Annotated in this window: 12 protein-coding genes; 6 read left to right on the top strand and 6 right to left on the bottom strand. The window is 59.8% G+C overall.

Annotated features, from left to right (window positions below; genetic code table 11):
- Nucleotides 1-326 precede the first annotated feature (326 nt).
- The 5 genes from ntrC to glnA form a co-directional block, all read right to left on the bottom strand.
- Nucleotides 327-1,763: a nitrogen regulation protein NR(I) gene (ntrC, locus tag EYC95_RS16165; protein ID WP_131061259.1), complete on the bottom strand. Its 1,437-nt coding sequence runs from the start codon at nucleotides 1,761-1,763 to the stop codon at nucleotides 327-329.
- A complete protein-coding gene (glnL, locus tag EYC95_RS16160; protein ID WP_008024908.1) occupies nucleotides 1,760-2,845 on the bottom strand; it encodes a nitrogen regulation protein NR(II) in 1,086 nt (361 codons plus the stop codon). The genes ntrC and glnL overlap by 4 nt, the downstream gene beginning before the upstream one ends.
- A gap of 230 nt (nucleotides 2,846-3,075) precedes the next feature.
- Nucleotides 3,076-3,696 carry a DUF4124 domain-containing protein gene (locus EYC95_RS16155; RefSeq protein WP_131061258.1) on the bottom strand — a complete coding sequence of 207 codons (621 nt, stop codon included), beginning with the start codon at nucleotides 3,694-3,696 and terminating at the stop codon, nucleotides 3,076-3,078.
- On the bottom strand, nucleotides 3,693-4,202 hold the full coding sequence (locus EYC95_RS16150) for a DUF4124 domain-containing protein (RefSeq protein ID WP_131061257.1): 510 nt from the start codon (nucleotides 4,200-4,202) through the stop codon (nucleotides 3,693-3,695). Before EYC95_RS16150 ends, EYC95_RS16155 begins: the two co-directional genes overlap by 4 nt.
- Before the next feature lie 300 nt (nucleotides 4,203-4,502).
- Nucleotides 4,503-5,909: a glutamate--ammonia ligase gene (gene glnA, locus EYC95_RS16145; RefSeq protein ID WP_131061256.1), complete on the bottom strand. Its 1,407-nt coding sequence runs from the start codon at nucleotides 5,907-5,909 to the stop codon at nucleotides 4,503-4,505.
- Nucleotides 5,910-6,239: 330 nt separating this feature from the next.
- Here glnA and thiI point away from each other — a divergent pair, with 330 nt between their 5' ends.
- Entirely contained in the window at nucleotides 6,240-7,694 is a 1,455-nt protein-coding gene (gene thiI, locus EYC95_RS16135; protein WP_131061254.1) for a tRNA uracil 4-sulfurtransferase ThiI, read from the top strand.
- 139 nt (nucleotides 7,695-7,833) lie between these two features.
- Nucleotides 7,834-9,654 carry a translational GTPase TypA gene (gene typA, locus EYC95_RS16130; RefSeq protein WP_131061253.1) on the top strand — a complete coding sequence of 607 codons (1,821 nt, stop codon included), beginning with the start codon at nucleotides 7,834-7,836 and terminating at the stop codon, nucleotides 9,652-9,654.
- A gap of 206 nt (nucleotides 9,655-9,860) precedes the next feature.
- Here typA and EYC95_RS16125 read toward each other — a convergent pair whose 3' ends face one another.
- Nucleotides 9,861-10,301, bottom strand: coding sequence for a YkgJ family cysteine cluster protein (locus tag EYC95_RS16125; RefSeq protein ID WP_131061316.1), 441 nt, complete (start codon nucleotides 10,299-10,301; stop codon nucleotides 9,861-9,863).
- A 260-nt stretch (nucleotides 10,302-10,561) separates the two neighbouring features.
- On the opposite strand from EYC95_RS16125, the gene EYC95_RS16120 reads away from it, so the two are divergent.
- The 4 genes from EYC95_RS16120 to EYC95_RS16100 all read left to right on the top strand — a co-directional run bounded on the left by EYC95_RS16120 (nucleotide 10,562) and on the right by EYC95_RS16100 (nucleotide 19,510).
- Nucleotides 10,562-13,012 (top strand): glycogen/starch/alpha-glucan phosphorylase, encoded by a 2,451-nt coding sequence (locus tag EYC95_RS16120; RefSeq protein WP_131061252.1) that lies wholly within the window; start codon nucleotides 10,562-10,564, stop codon nucleotides 13,010-13,012.
- 288 nt (nucleotides 13,013-13,300) lie between these two features.
- Nucleotides 13,301-16,888, top strand: coding sequence for a DUF2339 domain-containing protein (locus EYC95_RS16110; RefSeq protein ID WP_131061250.1), 3,588 nt, complete (start codon nucleotides 13,301-13,303; stop codon nucleotides 16,886-16,888).
- A complete protein-coding gene (locus EYC95_RS16105; RefSeq protein WP_131061249.1) occupies nucleotides 16,885-18,258 on the top strand; it encodes a DUF3999 domain-containing protein in 1,374 nt (457 codons plus the stop codon). Before EYC95_RS16110 ends, EYC95_RS16105 begins: the two co-directional genes overlap by 4 nt.
- A 241-nt stretch (nucleotides 18,259-18,499) precedes the next feature.
- Nucleotides 18,500-19,510, top strand: coding sequence for a class 1 fructose-bisphosphatase (locus EYC95_RS16100; RefSeq protein WP_131061248.1), 1,011 nt, complete (start codon nucleotides 18,500-18,502; stop codon nucleotides 19,508-19,510).
- The last annotated feature ends 1 nt before the right edge of the window (nucleotide 19,511 follow it).

The raw sequence follows: 19,511 nt of genomic DNA, 5'->3' as shown, positions 1-19,511 counted from the left end.
AACCGGGTGGTGAACTGAATCACTGAATGGACTATTGCAGGGGGCGTGCCAGGTTTTAACAAGTTGAAACAGAATGTCGCGCTGAAACGTCGAAAGCCCCGTATTCCGGGGCTTTCGTGTTTTTAAAGAATGGGTTCTATTGCAGAAGCAGGCGGGGTTTCGAATCAGTTGTCGTGCGCGATTGCGGGTCACGGTGCATTGGTGCGGTGCACTGAGCCCTAAATGTGGGAGCGGGCTTGCTCGCGAAAGCGGTGTTTCATTCAACATCGATGTTGAGTGTGATGACGCCTTCGCGAGCAAGCCCGCTCCCACATTAGACCGAGTGCTTAACCCTCATCTGCCTCATCATCATCCCCACCATCAACCTTCATCCCCAACTCCTTGATCTTGCGCGTCAGGGTGTTACGCCCCCAGCCCAGCAACACCGCGGCATCGCGACGCCGGCCGGCGGTGTGTTTCAGGGCGGTCTCGATCATGATTCGTTCGAAGGCCGGCACGGCGCTGTCGAGCAGGCTCGACTGACCACGCGCCAACGCCTGATCAGCCCATTGACGCAACGCTTGCTCCCAGTTGGTCACCGGTGCCGAGTCCTGCGGCAGGCTCAGCAGCTCTGGCGGCAGGTCGCTGATGTGCACTTCGCGACCCGAAGCCATCACCGTGATCCAGCGGCAGGTGTTTTCCAGCTGACGCACGTTCCCGCCCCACGGCAGGTTTTTCAGGTATTCCTCGGTTTCGCTTTTCAGTAGCTTCGGCTCCACCGCCAGTTCTTGCGCGGCGCGGGCGAGGAAGTGCTTGGCCAGGGTCGGGATGTCTTCGCGACGGTCCGACAGCCGTGGAATATGGATGCGGATGACGTTGAGGCGGTGGAACAAGTCCTCACGGAACTTCCCGGCGTGCACCAGGGTTTCCAGATTCTGGTGAGTCGCGGCGATGATTCGCACATCGACCTTCACCGGCACATGGCCGCCGACACGGTAGAACTCGCCGTCGGCCAATACCCGCAGCAAACGGGTCTGGGTATCTGCCGGCATGTCACCGATTTCATCGAGAAACAGCGTGCCGCCGTCAGCCTGTTCAAAGCGCCCGCGACGCAGGTTGGCCGCGCCGGTGAACGCGCCTTTCTCATGGCCGAACAGCTCGGATTCCATCAGGTCTTTCGGGATCGCCGCCATGTTCAGCGCAATGAACGGCGAAGCCGCGCGCGGGCTGTGACGGTGCAGAGCGTGGGCCACCAGTTCTTTACCGGTCCCGGATTCGCCGTTGATCAGCACGGTGATGTTGGAGTGGCTCAAGCGCCCGATGGCGCGAAACACTTCCTGCATCGCCGGCGCTTCGCCGATGATTTCCGGGGTGCGGGTCAAGGCGACCGGTACTTCCAGGCCTTGCTGTTCCTGAGCGTGCTGGTTGGCGCGCTTGACCAGCGATACCGCTTCGTCGACGTCGAACGGTTTTGGGAGGTACTCAAACGCACCACCCTGATAGGACGCGACAGCGCTGTCCAGATCGGAGTGCGCAGTCATGATGATCACTGGCAACCGTGGGTGTTGCTCGCGAATCCGCGCCAGAAGGTCCAGACCGCTGGCACCCGGCATGCGGATGTCGGAGATGATCACGTCCGGTTGCTGGCGCGCCAGGCGGCTCATCACTCCATCGGCGCTGTCGAAGCTTTGCGTGGTCATGCCTTCCTGTTGCAAGGCTTTTTCCAGGACCCAACGGATAGAACGGTCGTCATCGACGATCCACACGGTTTCACTACGGCTCATGTCGATGTGGCTCCTTGTTCCAGGGGCAGAAAGATCGAGAACGTGGTGTGGCCTGGGTGGCTGTCACATTCGATCAGGCCCTGGTGCTGGCTGATGATGTTCTGGGTTATGGCCAGGCCCAGCCCGGTACCGTCCGGGCGGCCGCTGACCATGGGAAAGAAGATGGTTTCCTGCAACTCCGCGGGAATACCCGGGCCGTTGTCGATGATTTCGATCTTGGTCACCAGGCGATGACGCACGTGACCGATGGTGAACTGGCGCATGGCGCGGGTACGCAGGCTGATACGGCCAAGGCGCAGCTCGTTCTGGCTGCTGATGGCCTGCATCGCATTGCGCACAATGTTCAGCACCGCCTGAATCATTTGTTCGCGGTCGATCAACACGTCGGGAATGCTGGGGTCGTAGTCGCGTACCAACGTGATGCAGCCCTGACTTTCGGCTTCCACCAGATGACAGACGCGTTCGAGCACTTCGTGGACGTTGCACATCGCCAGCGACGGCAGTTTGTTGGAGCCGAGCATGCGATCGACCAGGTTGCGCAGGCGGTCGGCCTCTTCAATGATTACGTTGGTGTAGTCGCGCAGGCTTTCCTCCGGCAGCTCGCGAGCCAGCAATTGCGCCGCGCCGCGTATCCCGCCGAGAGGATTCTTGATTTCGTGAGCGAGGCCGCGCACCAGCATCTTGCTGGTTTCCTGCTTCGACAGCTGCGCTTCTTCCTTGGTGATGCGCAGCAAGCGGTCGCGAGGGTGGACTTCCAACAGCAGCATGGTGGCGCCGTTGGCGAGGATCGGCGTGACCGCGTAGTCGACGGTCAGGGTCTGGCCGGTGAGGGCGGTGAGCATCGCTTCGCGTTTGGTAAACGGATGCGCCTGCTCGACCGCCTGGCGCAGGGAGTTCAGCGCCTCGGTGGATTCGGTGAACAACTCGCTGATGAACTGCCCATGGCTACGCTGACCGCTGATGGCCAGGAGCATCTCCGCCGCCGGGTTCATGTACTCGAGGCGCAGTTCGGCGTCGAGCAGAATGGTGGCGGTGGTCAGATTGTCGAGAAGCAGACGATGCAGTGCGTCACTGATGGTCATTAGGACCTCTTTTGGAGCAGGGCATGCGCGTGGATAACGCGCCGATACGAGGAAAATGCAAAAACCAAACCAAGGCTCCGAAAAGAAGCGTTTAAAGCCTGAAACGGGCGTTTGACGCTCGTTTGCGTGGCGTTCTGCCAGCTTTCGCGGGTACTTTCGAACCAAAATGGGTTGAGATGTGGGAACGGTGCAACCTATTGCACCAATATAGTGCGCAAACCTGAGCGAGGTTAGAAGAAACGCAGGAACGGATTTTTTTCTTCTGCGGGTTTGTCTTTGAGCGGACATTCCGGCCGTTGGCCGTAGTCGGTGAGGACGCAAGGTTTGACCTTGCGTTTCTGCGCGAGGGAAATGCGCAGCATCTGGAAAGGTTGATTGGCCGTGCGCTCAACGGTGCGGCCTTGTTCGTCGAGAATTTCCACGGACAGGTTGTGGCTGCCTCGATCGATGTTGCTCAGGGCAAATACCGGGCTGAGGCCGGGCTCAGCGGTGGGTTGGCCGTCGAGCAGCAATCGGTAGCGATGGCCCCGTTGCAGGCCGGGTTCGTTGGTAACGCTGACGATCAACTCGCCAGCATTGCTACGGACCGTAGCGTCCGGTTCCGGGACCAGCACGCGGAGCATGTCGTAATGGAACAGCGGCCGTTCTACATTCTTCTGCTCGGCAATAACGGGACGCGCGCCCGTCGGGTTGGCGGTCATGCGATTGCTCGTCGCCAGCGGCACGCGCTTGGCATTACCCGAGCCCGGCTGGTCGGTGTAGACCCGGTTGCCCTGAGCGTCGACGTAGGTAAAGACCTCGGCCGTTACCGGCAGCGCGATCAGGCAGACGATCAGCAGCCACAACCTCATGGTTTATGCACCCGTTGCACGGTGAGCGTCACCGCCGGACTCTGCTGAACGATGTTCTCGCCATCGATCACCTGCACCGCCAGGCTGTGTTCGCCACGGTCAATGTTCACCAGTTGCAGAATTGGTACGTTGCTCGACTGCCCATACGGCTGATCATCAAGCAGCAACCTGAACAGGTGCGGCGCTTGAAGGCGCGGTTTGATCTTGACGCTGACCGTGAACGTGCCGTTGTTGGCACGCAGGGCCTCTTCGGTGGGTAAACCGGACAACTCCAGCACCTCATAAGCGCTACGCAGTTGTTCACTGTTGCTGGCTTCGGCAGACGGAGCTGGAGGCGCCTGGCGCTCAACACTGTTGAGCGGTGGCAACTCGACCGGCTGAGCCTTGACGCCGTCGGGCGGTTGATTGCTGTAGGCGGTGTTGCCGGAGGCGTCGGTGTACTTATAGATCTGCGCTGCGGCGGGCAGGGCGATCAGCAGCAAGATGAATAGAAAACCACGACCCATAAAATCGACCAGAAACGAACGCGTTGGATTGCAGCATAGGTCAGAGGGGGCGGTTGGCCCAAGTTGTAAACATTTGGGCATGAACTGCCAAAAACCCTCAAACGCCACAAAACCCCCTGTGGGAGCGGGCTTGCTCGCGAATGCGGTGTATCAGTCAGCATTTATGTAACTGACACACCGCATTCGCGAGCAAGCCCGCTCCCACATTGGATTTTTGTCAGCCATAGAATCGCAGCCACAAAAAAGGCCTCCCGAAGGAGGCCTCTTTTTTGTCACGCCGCGTGCCGCAGCGCTACCGGATCAGCAGCTGTAGTACAGCTCATATTCCAGTGGGTGTACGAAGGTACGTACCTTGATTTCTTCTTCGCTTTTCAGAGCGATGTAAGCGTCGATGAAGTCATCGGAGAACACGCCGCCTTTGGTCAGGAACGCACGACCTTTGTCCAGCTCTTCCAGGGCTTCTTTCAGGCTGCCGCAAACTTGTGGGATCTCTTTCGCCTCTTCAGGCGGCAGGTCGTACAGGTTTTTGTCAGCTGCGTCGCCAGGGTGGATCTTGTTCTGGATGCCGTCCAGGCCAGCCATTACCAAGGCAGCGAAGGCCAGGTACGGGTTGGCTGCTGGATCCGGGAAGCGGGCTTCGATACGGCGAGCGCGAGGGCTGGACACGTAAGGAATACGGATCGAAGCGGAACGGTTGCGAGCCGAGTAGGCCAGCATTACCGGCGCTTCGAAACCTGGGACCAGACGCTTGTAGGAGTTGGTCGACGGGTTGGTGAAGCCGTTCAGGGCCTTACCGTGCTTGATGATGCCGCCGATGAAGTACAGAGCGGTGTCGGACAGGCCGGCATAGCCTTCGCCAGCGAAGGTGTTCTTGCCATCTTTGGCGATGGACAAGTGAACGTGCATACCCGAGCCGTTATCGCCGTACAGAGGCTTAGGCATGAAGGTCGCGGTGCGGCCGTAAGCGACAGCAACGTTGTGCACGCAGTACTTCAAGGTTTGAACTTCGTCAGCCTTGGCGACCAGGGTGTTGAACTTCACACCGATTTCGTTCTGGCCGGCAGTTGCCACTTCGTGGTGGTGAACTTCGATGACCAGACCCATTTCTTCCATGGCGTTGCACATGGAGGTACGGATTTCGTGGTCGTGGTCGAACGGTGGAACCGGGAAGTAACCGCCTTTGATACCTGGACGGTGGCCATGGTTGCCGCCTTCGATGTCCTGGTCGGACATCCAGGAACCTTGTTCGGAGAAAATCTTAAACATCGAGCCGGAGATGTCGGACTTGAACTTCACCTGATCGAAGATGAAGAACTCAGGCTCCGGGCCAACGAATACGGTATCGCCGATACCGGTCGACTTCAGGTATTCCTCGGCACGCTTGGCGATCGCACGTGGGTCGCGATCGTAACCTTGCATGGTCGACGGCTCGATGACGTCGCACACGATGATCAGCGTTGGGTCTTCGGTGAACGGGTCGAGAACGGCAGTGCTGTCGTCCGGCAGCAGGATCATGTCGGAAGCTTCGATGCCTTTCCAGCCAGCGATGGAGGAACCGTCGAACATTTTGCCTTCTTCGAAGAAAGCTTCATCCAGCGCGTCGCGAGCCGGCATGGTCACGTGGTGCTGAGTGCCTTTGGTGTCCGTGAAGCGCAGATCAATCCACTTGACGTCATGATCTTTGATGAGTTGAACCGACTTCGACATAGTGTCCTCCGGGTGGCTTCGGGCTTAGTAGTGGATGCCCTTGGAATATGGGTGATGCCGGCGCGAATACTCTGCCAAGGCAACCTGCCTCACAAGGGAGCAAATTGCATGCCAGTGCCCCACCATGGGTTTTTTGCCCCAATAACACGCTTATAAAGGTACAAAGCGCCTGTAAGCTGAAAATCTCGCCCTACAATGTAGCGTCAAAATCAATAAATGACCCGTTTTGGTGCGCGCAAAACCTTCTGCACATTAACTGGTTAAACCTTGAGCAATTTCCGCTATAATCCGCGCCCCCCTTTTTCGGCTGGCCCAGCGCGCGCTGTTTTCATGAAACTAATCGTAAAAGTCTTCCCCGAGATCACCATCAAGAGCCGCCCGGTACGGATGCGTTTCATCCGCCAGTTGGCCAAAAACATCCGTACCGTGCTCCGCGACCTGGACCCGGCTGTGGTGGTGAACGGTGTGTGGGACAATCTCGAGCTGGAAACGCGCGTCAGCGAGCCCAAAGCCCTGAAGGAGATGACCGAGCGCCTGAGCTGCATGCCGGGCATTGCGCATTTCCTGCAGGTCGACGAATACCCGCTGGGCGATTTCGACGACATCGTCGCCAAGTGTAAACAGCACTTCGGTGATGCGCTGGCCGGGAAGATTTTTTCGGTGCGCTGCAAGCGTGCCGGCAAGCATGAATTCAGTTCGATGGACGTCGAGAAATACGTCGGCAGCCAACTGCGCCGTCAGTGCGGCGCCGCCGGAATTTCGCTGAAAGAGCCGGAAATCGAAGTTCGCCTCGAAATTCGCGACAAACGGTTGTTTGTGATCCACAGCCAGCACAACAGCATCGGCGGTTATCCGCTGGGTGCACTGGAACAGACGCTTGTGCTGATGTCCGGCGGTTTCGATTCGACCGTTGCCTCTTACCAGATCATGCGCCGCGGCCTGATGAGCCATTTCTGCTTCTTCAATCTGGGCGGACGGGCCCATGAACTGGGCGTCATGGAAGTCGCGCACTTCATCTGGAAGAAGTACGGCAGCTCCCAGCGCGTGTTATTTGTGAGTGTGCCGTTCGAGGAAGTACTGGGAGAAATTCTCGGTAAAGTCGATAACAGTCATATGGGTGTAGTTTTGAAGCGTATGATGTTGCGCGCTGCTTCCCGTATTGCCGATCGGCTGGACATCGATGCGCTGGTTACCGGCGAGGCGATTTCCCAAGTGTCGAGCCAGACACTGCCGAACCTGTCCGTGATCGACTGCGTGACCGACAAGCTGGTCTTGCGTCCGCTGATCGCCAGTCACAAGCAGGACATCATCGACCTGGCCAACGAAATCGGTACTGCCGACTTCGCCAAGCACATGCCGGAATACTGCGGGGTCATCTCGGTGAACCCCAAGACCCACGCCAAGCGACCGCGCGTGGAGTACGAAGAACAACAGTTCGACATGGCAGTACTTGAGCGTGCGCTCGAGAACGCCAAACTGGTGCCGATCGATCGCGTGATCGACGAATTGGGCCAGGATGTGCAGATTGAAGAAGTCAGCGAAGCGCTGGCCGGTCAGATCGTCATCGACATCCGTCACCCGGACGCCGCTGAAGACGACCCGCTGGACTTGGCTGGCATCGACATACAAACGATGCCGTTTTATGCATTGAACGCTCGTTTCAAGGAACTGGACCCTACTCGCCAGTACCTGCTGTATTGCGACAAAGGCGTGATGAGTCGCCTGCATGCCCACCATTTGCTCAGTGAGGGGCATGCCAATGTGCGCGTTTATCGACCGAGCTAAGAGCCCGGGGCTGTTTGCCTGTGGCCTGCGTCACCGGCCCCCCGACTCTGCCGTCAAGCTGTAACGGCAAGGCCTGACTCTACTGTTAATCGCTGCCACGACCTGTCAGCACACCGAATCCTCTGATCGAGATACACAAGTGATCGAAAATCTACGCAACATCGCCATCATTGCTCACGTTGACCATGGTAAGACCACCCTGGTAGACAAACTCTTGCGTCAATCCGGCACCCTGGAGCGCAACGAGCTCAACGACGAGCGCGTGATGGACTCCAACGACCAGGAGAAAGAGCGCGGTATTACCATTCTGGCGAAAAACACCGCCATCAACTGGAACGGCTACCACATCAACATCGTGGACACCCCGGGCCACGCCGACTTCGGCGGCGAAGTTGAACGCGTAATGTCGATGGTCGACTCCGTTCTGCTGCTGGTTGACGCTCAAGACGGCCCTATGCCGCAAACCCGTTTCGTGACCAAGAAGGCTTTCGAAGCCGGCCTGCGTCCAATCGTGGTCATCAACAAGGTTGACCGTCCAGGCGCACGTCCGGACTGGGTTCTGGACCAGATCTTCGACCTGTTCGACAACCTGGGTGCTACCGAAGAACAACTGGACTTCCAGGTTGTTTACGCTTCGGCCCTGAACGGTATTGCCGGTCTGGAACACACCGCCATGGCGGAAGACATGACCCCGCTGTACCAGGCGATCGTTGACCACGTTCCAGCTCCAAAAGTTGACCGTGACGGTCCGTTCCAGATGCAAATCTCGGCACTGGACTACAACAGCTTCCTGGGTGTTATCGGCGTTGGCCGTATCGCTCGTGGTCGCGTCAAGCCGAACACTCAAGTTGTGGCTATCGACATTGACGGCAAGAAGCGCAACGGTCGTATCCTGAAGTTGATGGGTCACCACGGTCTGCACCGCATCGACGTTGACGAAGCAGCTGCCGGCGACATCGTCTGCATCAGCGGCTTTGACCAGCTGTTCATCTCCGACACTCTGTGCGACCCACTGAACGTCGAAGCGATGAAGCCGCTGACCGTTGACGAACCAACCGTTTCCATGACGTTCCAGGTAAACGACTCGCCTTTCTGCGGTAAAGAAGGCAAGTTCGTCACCAGCCGTAACATCAAGGAACGTCTGGACAAGGAACTGCTGTTCAACGTTGCTCTGCGCGTTGAAGAAGGCGACACCGCCGACAAGTTCAAAGTCTCCGGCCGTGGTGAGCTGCACCTCTCGGTACTGATCGAAACCATGCGTCGCGAAGGCTTCGAAATGGGTGTTGGTCGTCCGGAAGTGATCATCCGTCTGGTTGACGGCGTCAAGCACGAACCGTACGAAAACGTGACCATCGACCTGCCGGAAGAATCCCAGGGCGCGATCATGGAACAGATCGGTATCCGTAAAGGCGACCTGACCAACATGGTTCCGGATGGCAAGGGCCGTGTGCGCCTTGAGTACAACATCCCGGCTCGTGGCCTGATCGGCTTCCGTAACGAGTTCCTGACCCTGACCTCCGGTGCAGGCATCCTGACCTCGATCTTCGACCGTTACGACGTGATGAAGTCCGGCGACATGTCCGGCCGTCAGAACGGCGTACTGGTTTCGGTGGCTACCGGTAAGGCGCTGACTTACTCGCTGGAAACCCTGCAGGCTCGTGGCAAGCTGTTCCTGGGCCACGGCGAAGACGTGTACGAAGGTCAAATCGTCGGCATCAACAGCCGCGACAACGACCTGGGCGTCAACCCAACCAAAGGCAAGAAGCTCGACAACATGCGTGCTTCGGGTAAAGACGAAACCATCGCTCTGGTTCCGCCTATCCGCTTCACCCTGGAGCAGGCTCTGGAATTCGTTCAAGAAGACGAATTGTGCGAAGTCACTCCTAAGTCCATCCGTCTTCGCAAGAAGATCCTGGGCGAAAGCGAGCGTACCCGCGCTGCCAAGAAAGCCGGTAACTGAGTCTCGACTTAGTTAGCGCTTAAAAAAACGCCCCCGACCGCAAGGTCGGGGGCGTTTTTGTTTGTCTGGGGTTTGTGCGGTGTTTGTTGATCGTTCCCACGCTCTGCGTGGGAATGCCTCAATGGACGCTCTGCGTCCGCTTTGGGGCGCGGAGCGTCCCGGGCTGCATTCCCACGCGGAGCGTGGGAACGATCATGTAGGGGGCTTTAGAATTTTTCGAGGGTGCGACGGCTTTCGCTGGTCTCACGCGCCACTTCTTTCGGCTTGTAAGCGCAATACCCCGGCCGTGGCCCGATTTTCGGGTGATTGCGGCAGGTGTCCGGACGCTTTTCATAAATAGTGCACAGACGGCTCTTACGATCCAGGTACAGGCAATCGTTGTTGCTCATGCGCTGGAGGGTGAAGATCTCGGTTTTCTGGCTGTAGCGCTCGACGATCCCTTCCTTCTGCAGGCGCTTGGCAATGTTCTTCGCTGGCTCGCCGCGCTCGAACTCGTCGACGATGCCGATGCGGATCAGGTCCTTGATCTTGACCTCGACCGGCAGCGTGCAGCAGCTGGATACACACGAGCCGCACATCGGCGCAGAATATTTGGCCCAGGTATCGAGGCGATCGATCTCTGCGGCAGCGATCAGGTTGGACTTCATCATCGGTTGTTACCAGCGTGTGCATCAGGGCGCGCGATCATACCGGGACTGGTGGATTTTTGAACAACCTTTCGCCAGATTTTTTCTCTGTCACCCAAATAACACCGTTAATCCGGCACGGCCCCTGCATTGATTCAAGTACATGACAATGTAATGCCGGCCTATCTCGCACTATCAGGAAAAACTGCCGAACCAGAGCCCCGACCGCCTGTCAGACCGTCTAGGCTCAGACAACTCAACGCTCGCTCGAGGTCCTATCGATGACTCAAGAACCACTTGTTCGCGAAGCAGAGGTGGCCGCATTTCGCGATGCCGTCTTGACCAAACTCACCTACGCGGTGGGCAAAGACCCGGATCACGCCTTCGACCACGACTGGTTCGAAGCCATCGCCCTGGCAGCGCGCGATCACATGGTCGAGCACTGGATGGATCACACCCGGCAGATTTACCGCAAAGGTCAGAAACGGGTTTACTACCTCTCCCTGGAATTTCTCATCGGCCGGCTGCTCTACGACAGCCTGAGCAACCTCGGCCTGCTCGACGTCGCCCGCGAAGCCATGACCGAACTCGGCGTCGATATTGAGCGCATCCGCCTGCTGGAGCCCGACGCGGCCTTGGGCAACGGTGGCCTTGGTCGTCTGGCGGCGTGTTTCATGGAAAGCATGTCGACCCTTGGCATCGCAGGCCATGGCTACGGCATTCGTTATGAACACGGCTTGTTCCGTCAGGCCATCGTCGACGGCTGGCAGCAGGAGCAGACCGAACACTGGCTGGATTTCGGCAACCCGTGGGAATTTGAGCGGCCTGAAGTTGTTTACCCGATCGGCTTTGGCGGCAGTGTCGAAACCGTGACCGATGAGGCCGGCAAGTCCAAGCAAGTCTGGTCCCCGGGGGAAACCGTACGGGCGATTGCTTACGACACGCCGGTGGTCGGCTGGCGCGGGGCGAGCGTCAATACGCTGCGCCTGTGGCGTGCCCGTGCCATGGAAGATTTGCACCTGGAACGCTTCAACGCCGGTGACCACTTGGGCGCCGTGGCAGAAGTCGCCCGGGCGGAAAGTATCTCCCGCGTGCTCTACCCGGCGGACAGCACCGAAGCCGGTCAGGAATTGCGTCTGCGCCAGGAATACTTCTTTGTCGCCGCGTCCTTGCAGGATTTGCTGCGCCGCCATCGCAACATGCACACCTCGGTCCTGACCCTGGGTGACCACGCGGCGATCCAGCTCAACGACACGCACCCTTCTATTGCCGTGGCTGAGCTGATGCGGCAATTGGTCGACGTCTACGACGTGGCGTGGGACGCCGCGTGGCAGGTCACCGTCGACACGCTCTCGTACACCAACCACACGCTGTTGCCGGAAGCGCTGGAAACCTGGCCAGTCGGTTTGATGGAGCGGATGTTGCCTCGGCACATGCAGATCATTTACCTGATCAACGCTCAGCACATCGACTCGTTGCGCGCCAAAGGCATTCACGACTTCGACGTGCTGCGCGCGGTGTCGCTGATCGAAGAAGACAACGGCCGCCGCGTGCGCATGGGCAACCTGGCGTTCCTCGGTTCCCACAGCGTCAACGGCGTGTCCGGTCTGCACACGCAACTGATGCGCAAAACTGTGTTCTCCGAACTGCACAAGCTCTACCCGGAGCGGATCAACAACAAGACCAACGGCATCACCTTCCGCCGCTGGCTCTATCAGGCCAACCCTGAACTGACGTCGATGATGGTCGATGCCCTCGGCCCGGATCTGTTGGACAACGCAGAAGAACGCCTGCTGGAACTGGAGCCCTTCGCCGAGAAAAGTGCGTTCCGCAAAGCCTTCGCCGAGCAGCGTCTGCACAGCAAAAAAGCCTTGGCCTACCTGATTCATGAACGATTGGGGATCGCGGTCAACCCGGCGGCGATGTTCGACGTGCAGGTCAAACGGATCCACGAATACAAGCGTCAGCTGCTCAACCTGATGCATACCGTCGCCTTGTATCAGGCGATTCGTGCCGAGCCGGAAATCGACTGGGTGCCGCGGGTGAAGATCTTCGCCGGCAAGGCCGCAGCCAGTTATCACCAGGCGAAGTTGATCATCAAGTTGACCAACGACATCGCCCGGGTGGTGAACAACGACCCCACGGTGCGCGGCCTGCTCAAAGTGGTGTTCCTGCCCAACTACAACGTCAGCCTGGCGGAGAGCATTATTCCGGCGGCGGATTTGTCGGAGCAGATTTCCACTGCAGGCTTCGAGGCCTCGGGCACCAGCAACATGAAATTCGGCCTCAACGGCGCGCTGACCATCGGTACGCTGGACGGTGCCAATGTCGAAATGAGCGAGCGCATCGGCGTCGAGCACATGTTCATCTTCGGCCTCAGCGCCCAGCAGGTTGAAGCGCGCAAGCAGAACCATGAGTTCAATGCGACGCCGGACATTGCCGCGTCCCATCGGCTTAACGACGTGCTGCAAGCGATTCGCGGCGGGGTGTTCTCGCCGGATGATCCGTCCCGTTACGCAGGTTTGATCGATTCGTTGATCGACTACGACCGCTTCCTGGTCTGCGCCGATTTCGATTCCTACTGGGACGCGCAGATGCGCGTGGAAGCCCATTGGCACGATTCTGAAGCCTGGTGGCGGTCGGCGGTGTTGAGCACTTCCCGGATGGGCTGGTTCTCGTCCGACCGGACCATTCGCGAGTACGCCACGGAGATTTGGAAGGCGTTGGAGTAACTTTTAGCGACAAATGTGCGCAAGGCCCAACGTCCGTTGGGCCTGATCGATATACTAGGCGCCAACTTGACCCTTGTGGGAGCGGGCTTGCTCGCGAAGGGGCCATCACATTCAACATCAATATTGAATGTGATGGCCCCTTCGCGAGCAAGCCCGCTCCCACATTGGATTTGTGGTGCAGATGCAATCTGCTTTCACACTGGATTCCGGGTGTCTGGTCACTAGACTGGAGCAGAGGCTGCTTCGCCCGGATTCGCCCCGCAGCGGGGCTGCTTAGGGATATCGACCATGCAATGGATGTTCATGCTGATTGGGCTGGTGCTGGGCTGGACACTCGATGAGTCGTTCAGCGATGCGCTGTTGGGCGCGTTGCTCGGGCTGGTTATTGGCCAGGCCATTCGCCTCGGCCGCCTGGATTCAGAAGCGGCCGAGCAGCGCCGCCTGCTGGAGCAGGCGCAGGTTGCGCTGAATGGGGTGCAGCAACGCCTGGCATTGCTGGTGGTGTCTGGCGTCACAGCGCCGCAAATAAGCGAACCGATTGCCAGCGAAGCCGCCCCGTCTCCAGAATTCACACTGGATGAAATTCCTCTCGAATCCCCGGAGATGATCTGGGAGCTCCCACCCGAACTTGAACCGATGGCCGCAACGGCGTCGCAACCCAGCCGTCCGCTGCCCGACGATGTCTGGAAACCCGAACCGGTCGCCCGCGAACCGCAACAACCTGCGATCCCTCGCGGCCCGAATTTCATCGAGCGGGCCATCAGTGGCGCGCGCAACTGGCTGTTCGGTGGCAACACCGTGCTGCGGGTCGGCGTGGTGCTGTTGTTCATCGGTCTGGCGTTCCTGCTGCGTTATGCCACCGAAGGCATGGTGGTGCCGATCGAACTGCGTTACGCCGGGGTTGCGGCGGCTGCATTGGGCTTGCTTGGTCTGGGTTGGTGGCTCAGAACACGCAACAGCAATTACGCGCTGATGCTGCAAGGCACCGGGATTGCCGTGTTGTACCTGACGGTGTTTGCCGCGATGCGCCTGCATCCATTGCTCGATCCTACAGCCGCGCTGGGTCTGCTGGTCGCGGTGACAGTGTTCTCGGCGATTCTCGCCATCACTCAGGATGCGTTGGGCCTGGCGGTTGCCGCGGCACTCGGCGGTTTCGCCGCACCGATCCTGACATCGACCGGCGCCGGCAACCACGTCGCGCTGTTCAGTTATTTCGCCTTGCTCAACGCCGGCATCCTCGCCATCGCCTGGTTCAAGGCCTGGCGACTGCTGAACCTGATCGGTTTCGTCGGCACCTTCGGCATCGGTTTCGCCTGGGGCCTGCGCTCCTACACACCGGAATTGCTGTGGAGCACCGAGCCCTTCCTGATCCTGTTCTTCCTGATGTACCTGGCCATCGGCCTGCTGTTCGCCCGACGCAAGCTGCTGGAGATGAGCGACGCCCCCGAGGACGGCAGTCGCGAGGCACTGCTGCGCTGGTCCGCGCGTAAGGGTGATTACGTCGACGGCACGATGCTGTTCGGCCCGCCGCTGGTGGGTTTCGGTTTGCAGTTTGCGTTGGTCCAACACCTGGAGTTTGCCGCGGCGTTCAGCGCATTGGCGTTGGGCATGATCTACATGGGACTGGCCCGGTTGCTGATGGGCGGCCGTGCATTGCTGCTCGCGGAAACCTGCCTGGCGCTGGGCGTAATCTTCGCCAGCCTCGCGATTCCGTTGGGGCTCGATGCTCGCTGGACGGCTGCCGCTTGGGCCGTCGAAGGCGCTGGTATTTTCTGGCATGGCCTGCGTCAGCAACGACCGCTGGCTCGCGCGTTTGCCTTGCTGCTGCAACTGGGCTCGGCGCTGGCGTTTGTCAGCGAATTGCGGATCGGCGACGGCAGTTTGCTCGACGGCGCTCCACTGGGCGCGTTGATGCTCGGCGCAGCCTTGTTGTTCAGCTTCTATCAATTGCGCAAAGCTTTGCCCGAACAAACATCGGCATGGGAACGCAAAGGGCTGCCGGTATTGGCCTGCCTCGGCCTGATCTTCCTCTATCTGCTGGCTCCGTTGTTCTTCCTGACTCACGGCACCGCGATCAGTTGGGCGCTGGCGGGGTTGGCGACGTTGTTTGTCGGCCTGCGTCTGCAATCGCGCACGTTCCTGTTCACCGCGTTCGCCGTGCAGTTGCTCGGTGGTGCGTTGTTCCTGCTGCGCTTGCAAGGTTCCAGTGGTGAGTCGGCTGCCGTGTTCAGCGCGGGCTGGAGCGGTTTGCTCAGCGCGTCGTTAATTGGCCTGGCGTTGATCGCCGGCATGTTGCTCGCTGCTCGCGATGAGATGGTGCGCAACGACATTCGACTGCTGCGCGGCTTGTCGGTGGTGTTGCTGGCCGGACTGGTGCTGATCAATCTGGCGGTGCTGTTCGTGCTGCCATGGCAAACCGCGAGTGCGGTGTGGGCGGCCAGTGGCCTGTTTATCATTTGGCTCAGTCTGTACCTCAAGCAGCGTGTGAGTTTTGTCTTCGGCCTGCTGTTGCAGGTGATTGGCGGCGCGGCATTCCTGTTCGCCGGGCCGGACCTGCTCGGGCCGCTGGCCAGCGAAGGTTTGAAACCGCTGGCCCATAGCGGCTTCTGGACACCGCTGGTATTGGGCCTGGCCGCCATGGTCGGGGCGTGGCGCTTGCAGCTTGGCAACCATGTCTCGGCGTTCGATGTGCTGAGCTTGAAGCGTTTGTCCGAAGTGTTGCTGGTGTGGGGCGCGGGTTGGTGGGCGGTGGCGTGGATCAGCGAAGTGTTGCGCTTTGCACCGCTGAATCTGCAAGCGACCTTGCTGCTGGCTGTTGCCGCGGTGAGCGTGGCGCTGTGGACGGTGTTGGCGTTGCGTTTGAAATGGTCAGCGCTGGGCCTGCTCTGCACATTGCTGATTCCTGCTGCCGGTCTGGTACTGCTGGCTGCGTGGCACTCGCGTTATCACCCCGCCGCCAACTTCGGCTGGCTGGTGTGGACGGCGGTGGTCGTCGTGCACTTCATCTCCCTGCGCCGCTTGGCGCCGATGTTGCCGGCACGCGCCCTGAGCACCGCCCATGTGCTCGGCTGCTGGCTGTTGATCGGCGTGCTGGCGCTGGAGCTGCGTTACGGTTTGCTGCTGTTGTCCGAGCAGTACAACGCCTGGCGCTGGCTGGGTTGGGCGATCCTGCCGAGCCTGTATCTGGTGCTTATGGCGGTGCCGCGCAATTGGCCTTGGCCAGTGGCGGCCTATCCTCGCGAATACCGCTTCTACGCGGCGGCTCCGTTGGCAGTGCTGATGCTCGGCTGGTTCTGGTTGGCGAATATAGTCAGCGACGGCACGGCCGAGCCTCTGCCGTATGTGCCGCTGATCAATCCGTTGGAACTGGGCCTGCTGTTTGCGCTGTTCGGCGTCTACGTCTGGTCCCGCAGCGCCGTGGCGCAACTGACGATTCGCAAGGACTACGTGGATCACGCCACCCAACTGATCGCCGGGGGTTCGCTGTTTGTTTTCTTCACTGCGTTGGTGATGCGCACCGCGCACCATTGGGGCGGTGTGCCGTTCGAGATGGATGCGTTGCTTGAGTCGATGCTGGTGCAGGCCGGTCTGTCCATCGTCTGGACGTTGATGGCGCTGAGTCTGATGATCGGCGGCCATCTGCGCCATCGCCGCGAAGTGTGGCTGATCGGTGCCGCGCTGATCGGCGTGGTGGTGGCAAAACTGTTCTTTGTCGAATTGAGTAACCGCGGCGGACTTGCGCGGATCGTGTCGTTTATCGGCGTCGGCGTGTTGCTGCTGGTGGTGGGGTATTTCGCTCCGCTGCCACCCAAGCGTGCCGAGGCTGCGCCGGATGCTGATAGGCCGGCCCCAGAAACCGAAGGAGTGTCGTCTTGAGTCAGAAGCTGAACCTGGGCTGGTTGGGCGCTGTTGCGCTGGGTGTGGCGCTGTCCGCCAGCGCTCAGGAAAAACCGGCGGACTTCGCCACACAGGTGCCGTTGTCGCTGAGCGGCGAGGGACCTTGGTATCGTCTCGAATTGCCCTTGGCCGTGCAACTGAATGCGCGGCAAACGGATCTCAGCGATGTTCGGGTCTTCAACGCTGTCGGCGAAGCGCAGGCCTACGCCTTGGCTCGCGAAGCAGCGTCAACCCGTGAAAATCGAACGTTGACCGATGTGAAATGGTTCCCGCTGTACACCTCGGCGGACGCCACGGAACGCGTGCCGGGCATACGCGTGCAATCGAGCGCGAACGGCACGTTGGTCGAAGTGCAGCCTTCCAGTCAGCTGGAGGCGGGTGAAGAAGTGCTGCGCGGCTGGTTGCTCGACGCCAGCGGCATCAAGGCGCCGTTGCAGCAGTTGATCCTTGACTGGACCAGCGAGCGCGATGGCTTTCAGCGTTTCACCATCGAGGCCAGCGACGACTTACAGCATTGGCAGTCGTGGGGCGAAGGGCAGGTGGCGCGGCTTACGTTTGCTGACGAGCGGGTCGAGCAGCATGAAGTTGGCTTGCCCGGGCAATCGGCGCGTTACCTGCGCTTGCTGTGGAATTCACCGCAATCGGCGCCGGCGCTGACGTCCGCGCAGTTGCAAAGCGCGAGCCCCCGCAGCCTGCCGCTGCCGTTGGTCTGGTCGCAACCGCTGGCGGGCAACAGCGTGAAGGCGGGGGAGTACACGTGGCAGTTGCCGATGGGGCTGAATGTCGAACGGGTGCAGATTGAGCTGAGTCAGCCCAACAGCCTGGCGCCGGTGACGTTGTCCGGTCGTCGCGAAAGCAGTCTGCCGTGGCAGCCGCTGACCAGCGGTTTGCTCTATCGCCTGACCCAGAGTGGCCAGGACGTGGTGCAAAACGAATTGCAGCTGTCGGGGCAGACCGTGCAGCAGTTGAAGCTTGTCGTGGATGAGCGCGGCGGTGGCTTGGGCGCTGAAGCGCCGACGGTGAAGTTTGCCGTGCGCTCGACGCAATTGGTGTTCCTGGCGCGCGGGGCGGGGCCTTATACGCTGGCGCTCGGGAGTGCGACGGTGAAGGCGGCGAACCTGTCGTTGTCGACGCTGATTCCGGATTACAGCGCGGCGAAGTGGGCGGCGCTGGGCAAGGCTTCGGTGGAAGGTGCGGCGGTGGTGAGCAGCACATCCACGGTGACCGCAGCAGCGGCAACGGACGCGAACTGGAAGAAGTTCGGGTTGTGGGCGGTGTTGTTGTTGAGCGTTTTATTCCTGGCGGCGATGGCGTTCAGCTTGCTGCGTAAACCGCCGGTCAAATCCTGAGAATGGCTGGCGCTGCGCGCCATTCGCGGGCAAGCCTCGCTCCTACAGTGGAATGCGCAAACCTGTGGGAGCGAACTTGCTCGCGAATGCGGTTCTTCGGTCGGTAAAAATGTCCGTTTCGAACTACGCTCAACCCGGTGCATGAACTCTCTTGGGCGTATCACGTCTGATAGGAGGAAATGCGCCTCGACTCGCGTTAAACTGCGCGGGTTTTTAGCCCCCCATTCCACCGGAGCCTTCCATGTCTCGCGTTACCCTGAGTCGCTATTTGATTGAGCAGACCCGTAGCAACAACACCCCTGCCGATCTGCGTTTCCTGATCGAAGTGGTGGCGCGTGCTTGCAAGGAAATCAGCCACGCCGTGTCCAAAGGCGCCCTGGGTGGCGTTCTGGGCAGCATGGGCACTGAAAACGTCCAAGGCGAAGTGCAGAAGAAACTCGACGTGATCTCAAACGAGATCCTGCTCGAAGCCAACGAATGGGGCGGTCACCTGGCCGGCATGGCGTCCGAAGAAATGGACAATGCCTACCAGATCCCGGGCAAATACCCGAAAGGCGCGTACCTGCTGGTATTCGACCCGCTGGACGGCTCGTCGAACATCGACATCAACGCACCGGTCGGCACGATCTTCTCGGTGCTGCGTTGCCCGAGCGAATACCTGAGCCAGAACGAAGCCTTGAACGAAAAGGCCTTCTTGCAGCCAGGCACCCAGCAGGTCGCTGCCGGTTATGCGATCTACGGCCCGCAGACCATGCTGGTGCTGACCCTGGGTGATGGCGTGAAAGGCTTTACGCTGGACCGTGAAATGGGCAGCTTCGTACTGACCCATGAAGACATCACGATCCCGGAGTCCACTCAGGAATTCGCGATCAACGCGTCCAACCAGCGTCACTGGGAAGCACCGGTACAACGCTATGTCGGCGAATTGCTGGCGGGCGATGAAGGCCCGCTGAAAAAGAACTACAACATGCGTTGGGTCGCGGCGATGGTCGCGGACGTGCACCGCATCCTGACCCGTGGTGGTCTGTTCATGTACCCACGCGACAGCCGCGAGCCGTCGAAGCCGGGCAAGCTGCGTCTGATGTACGAAGCCAACCCGATGTCGTTCCTGGTTGAGCAGGCCGGCGGCGCCTCCACCGACGGTCACCAGCGCATCCTCGACATTCAGCCTGAAGGCCTGCACCAACGCGTAGCGGTGTACCTCGGCTCGAAAGAAGAAGTCGCACGCGTCACGGCTTACCACAAGGAATAAA

It is taken from the genome of Pseudomonas sp. BGI-2 (genome assembly GCF_004310295.1).
Classification (GTDB): Bacteria; Pseudomonadota; Gammaproteobacteria; order Pseudomonadales; family Pseudomonadaceae; genus Aquipseudomonas.
The sequence above is the reverse complement of the archived record's forward strand: the minus strand, read 5'-3'. Positions and strand labels throughout refer to the sequence as shown.

What these genes read in the sequence shown, in the direction of transcription:
- ntrC (WP_131061259.1), bottom strand. Translation starts at nt 1,763, where the DNA reads ATGAGCCGTAGTGAAACCGTGTGGATCGTCGATGACGACCGTTCTATC.
- glnL (WP_008024908.1), bottom strand. Translation starts at nt 2,845, where the DNA reads ATGACCATCAGTGACGCACTGCATCGTCTGCTTCTCGACAATCTGACC.
- EYC95_RS16155 (WP_131061258.1), bottom strand. Translation starts at nt 3,696, where the DNA reads ATGAGGTTGTGGCTGCTGATCGTCTGCCTGATCGCGCTGCCGGTAACG.
- EYC95_RS16150 (WP_131061257.1), bottom strand. Translation starts at nt 4,202, where the DNA reads ATGGGTCGTGGTTTTCTATTCATCTTGCTGCTGATCGCCCTGCCCGCC.
- glnA (WP_131061256.1), bottom strand. Translation starts at nt 5,909, where the DNA reads ATGTCGAAGTCGGTTCAACTCATCAAAGATCATGACGTCAAGTGGATT.
- thiI (WP_131061254.1), top strand. Translation starts at nt 6,240, where the DNA reads ATGAAACTAATCGTAAAAGTCTTCCCCGAGATCACCATCAAGAGCCGC.
- EYC95_RS16125 (WP_131061316.1), bottom strand. Translation starts at nt 10,301, where the DNA reads ATGAAGTCCAACCTGATCGCTGCCGCAGAGATCGATCGCCTCGATACC.
- EYC95_RS16120 (WP_131061252.1), top strand. Translation starts at nt 10,562, where the DNA reads ATGACTCAAGAACCACTTGTTCGCGAAGCAGAGGTGGCCGCATTTCGC.
- EYC95_RS16110 (WP_131061250.1), top strand. Translation starts at nt 13,301, where the DNA reads ATGCAATGGATGTTCATGCTGATTGGGCTGGTGCTGGGCTGGACACTC.
- EYC95_RS16100 (WP_131061248.1), top strand. Translation starts at nt 18,500, where the DNA reads ATGTCTCGCGTTACCCTGAGTCGCTATTTGATTGAGCAGACCCGTAGC.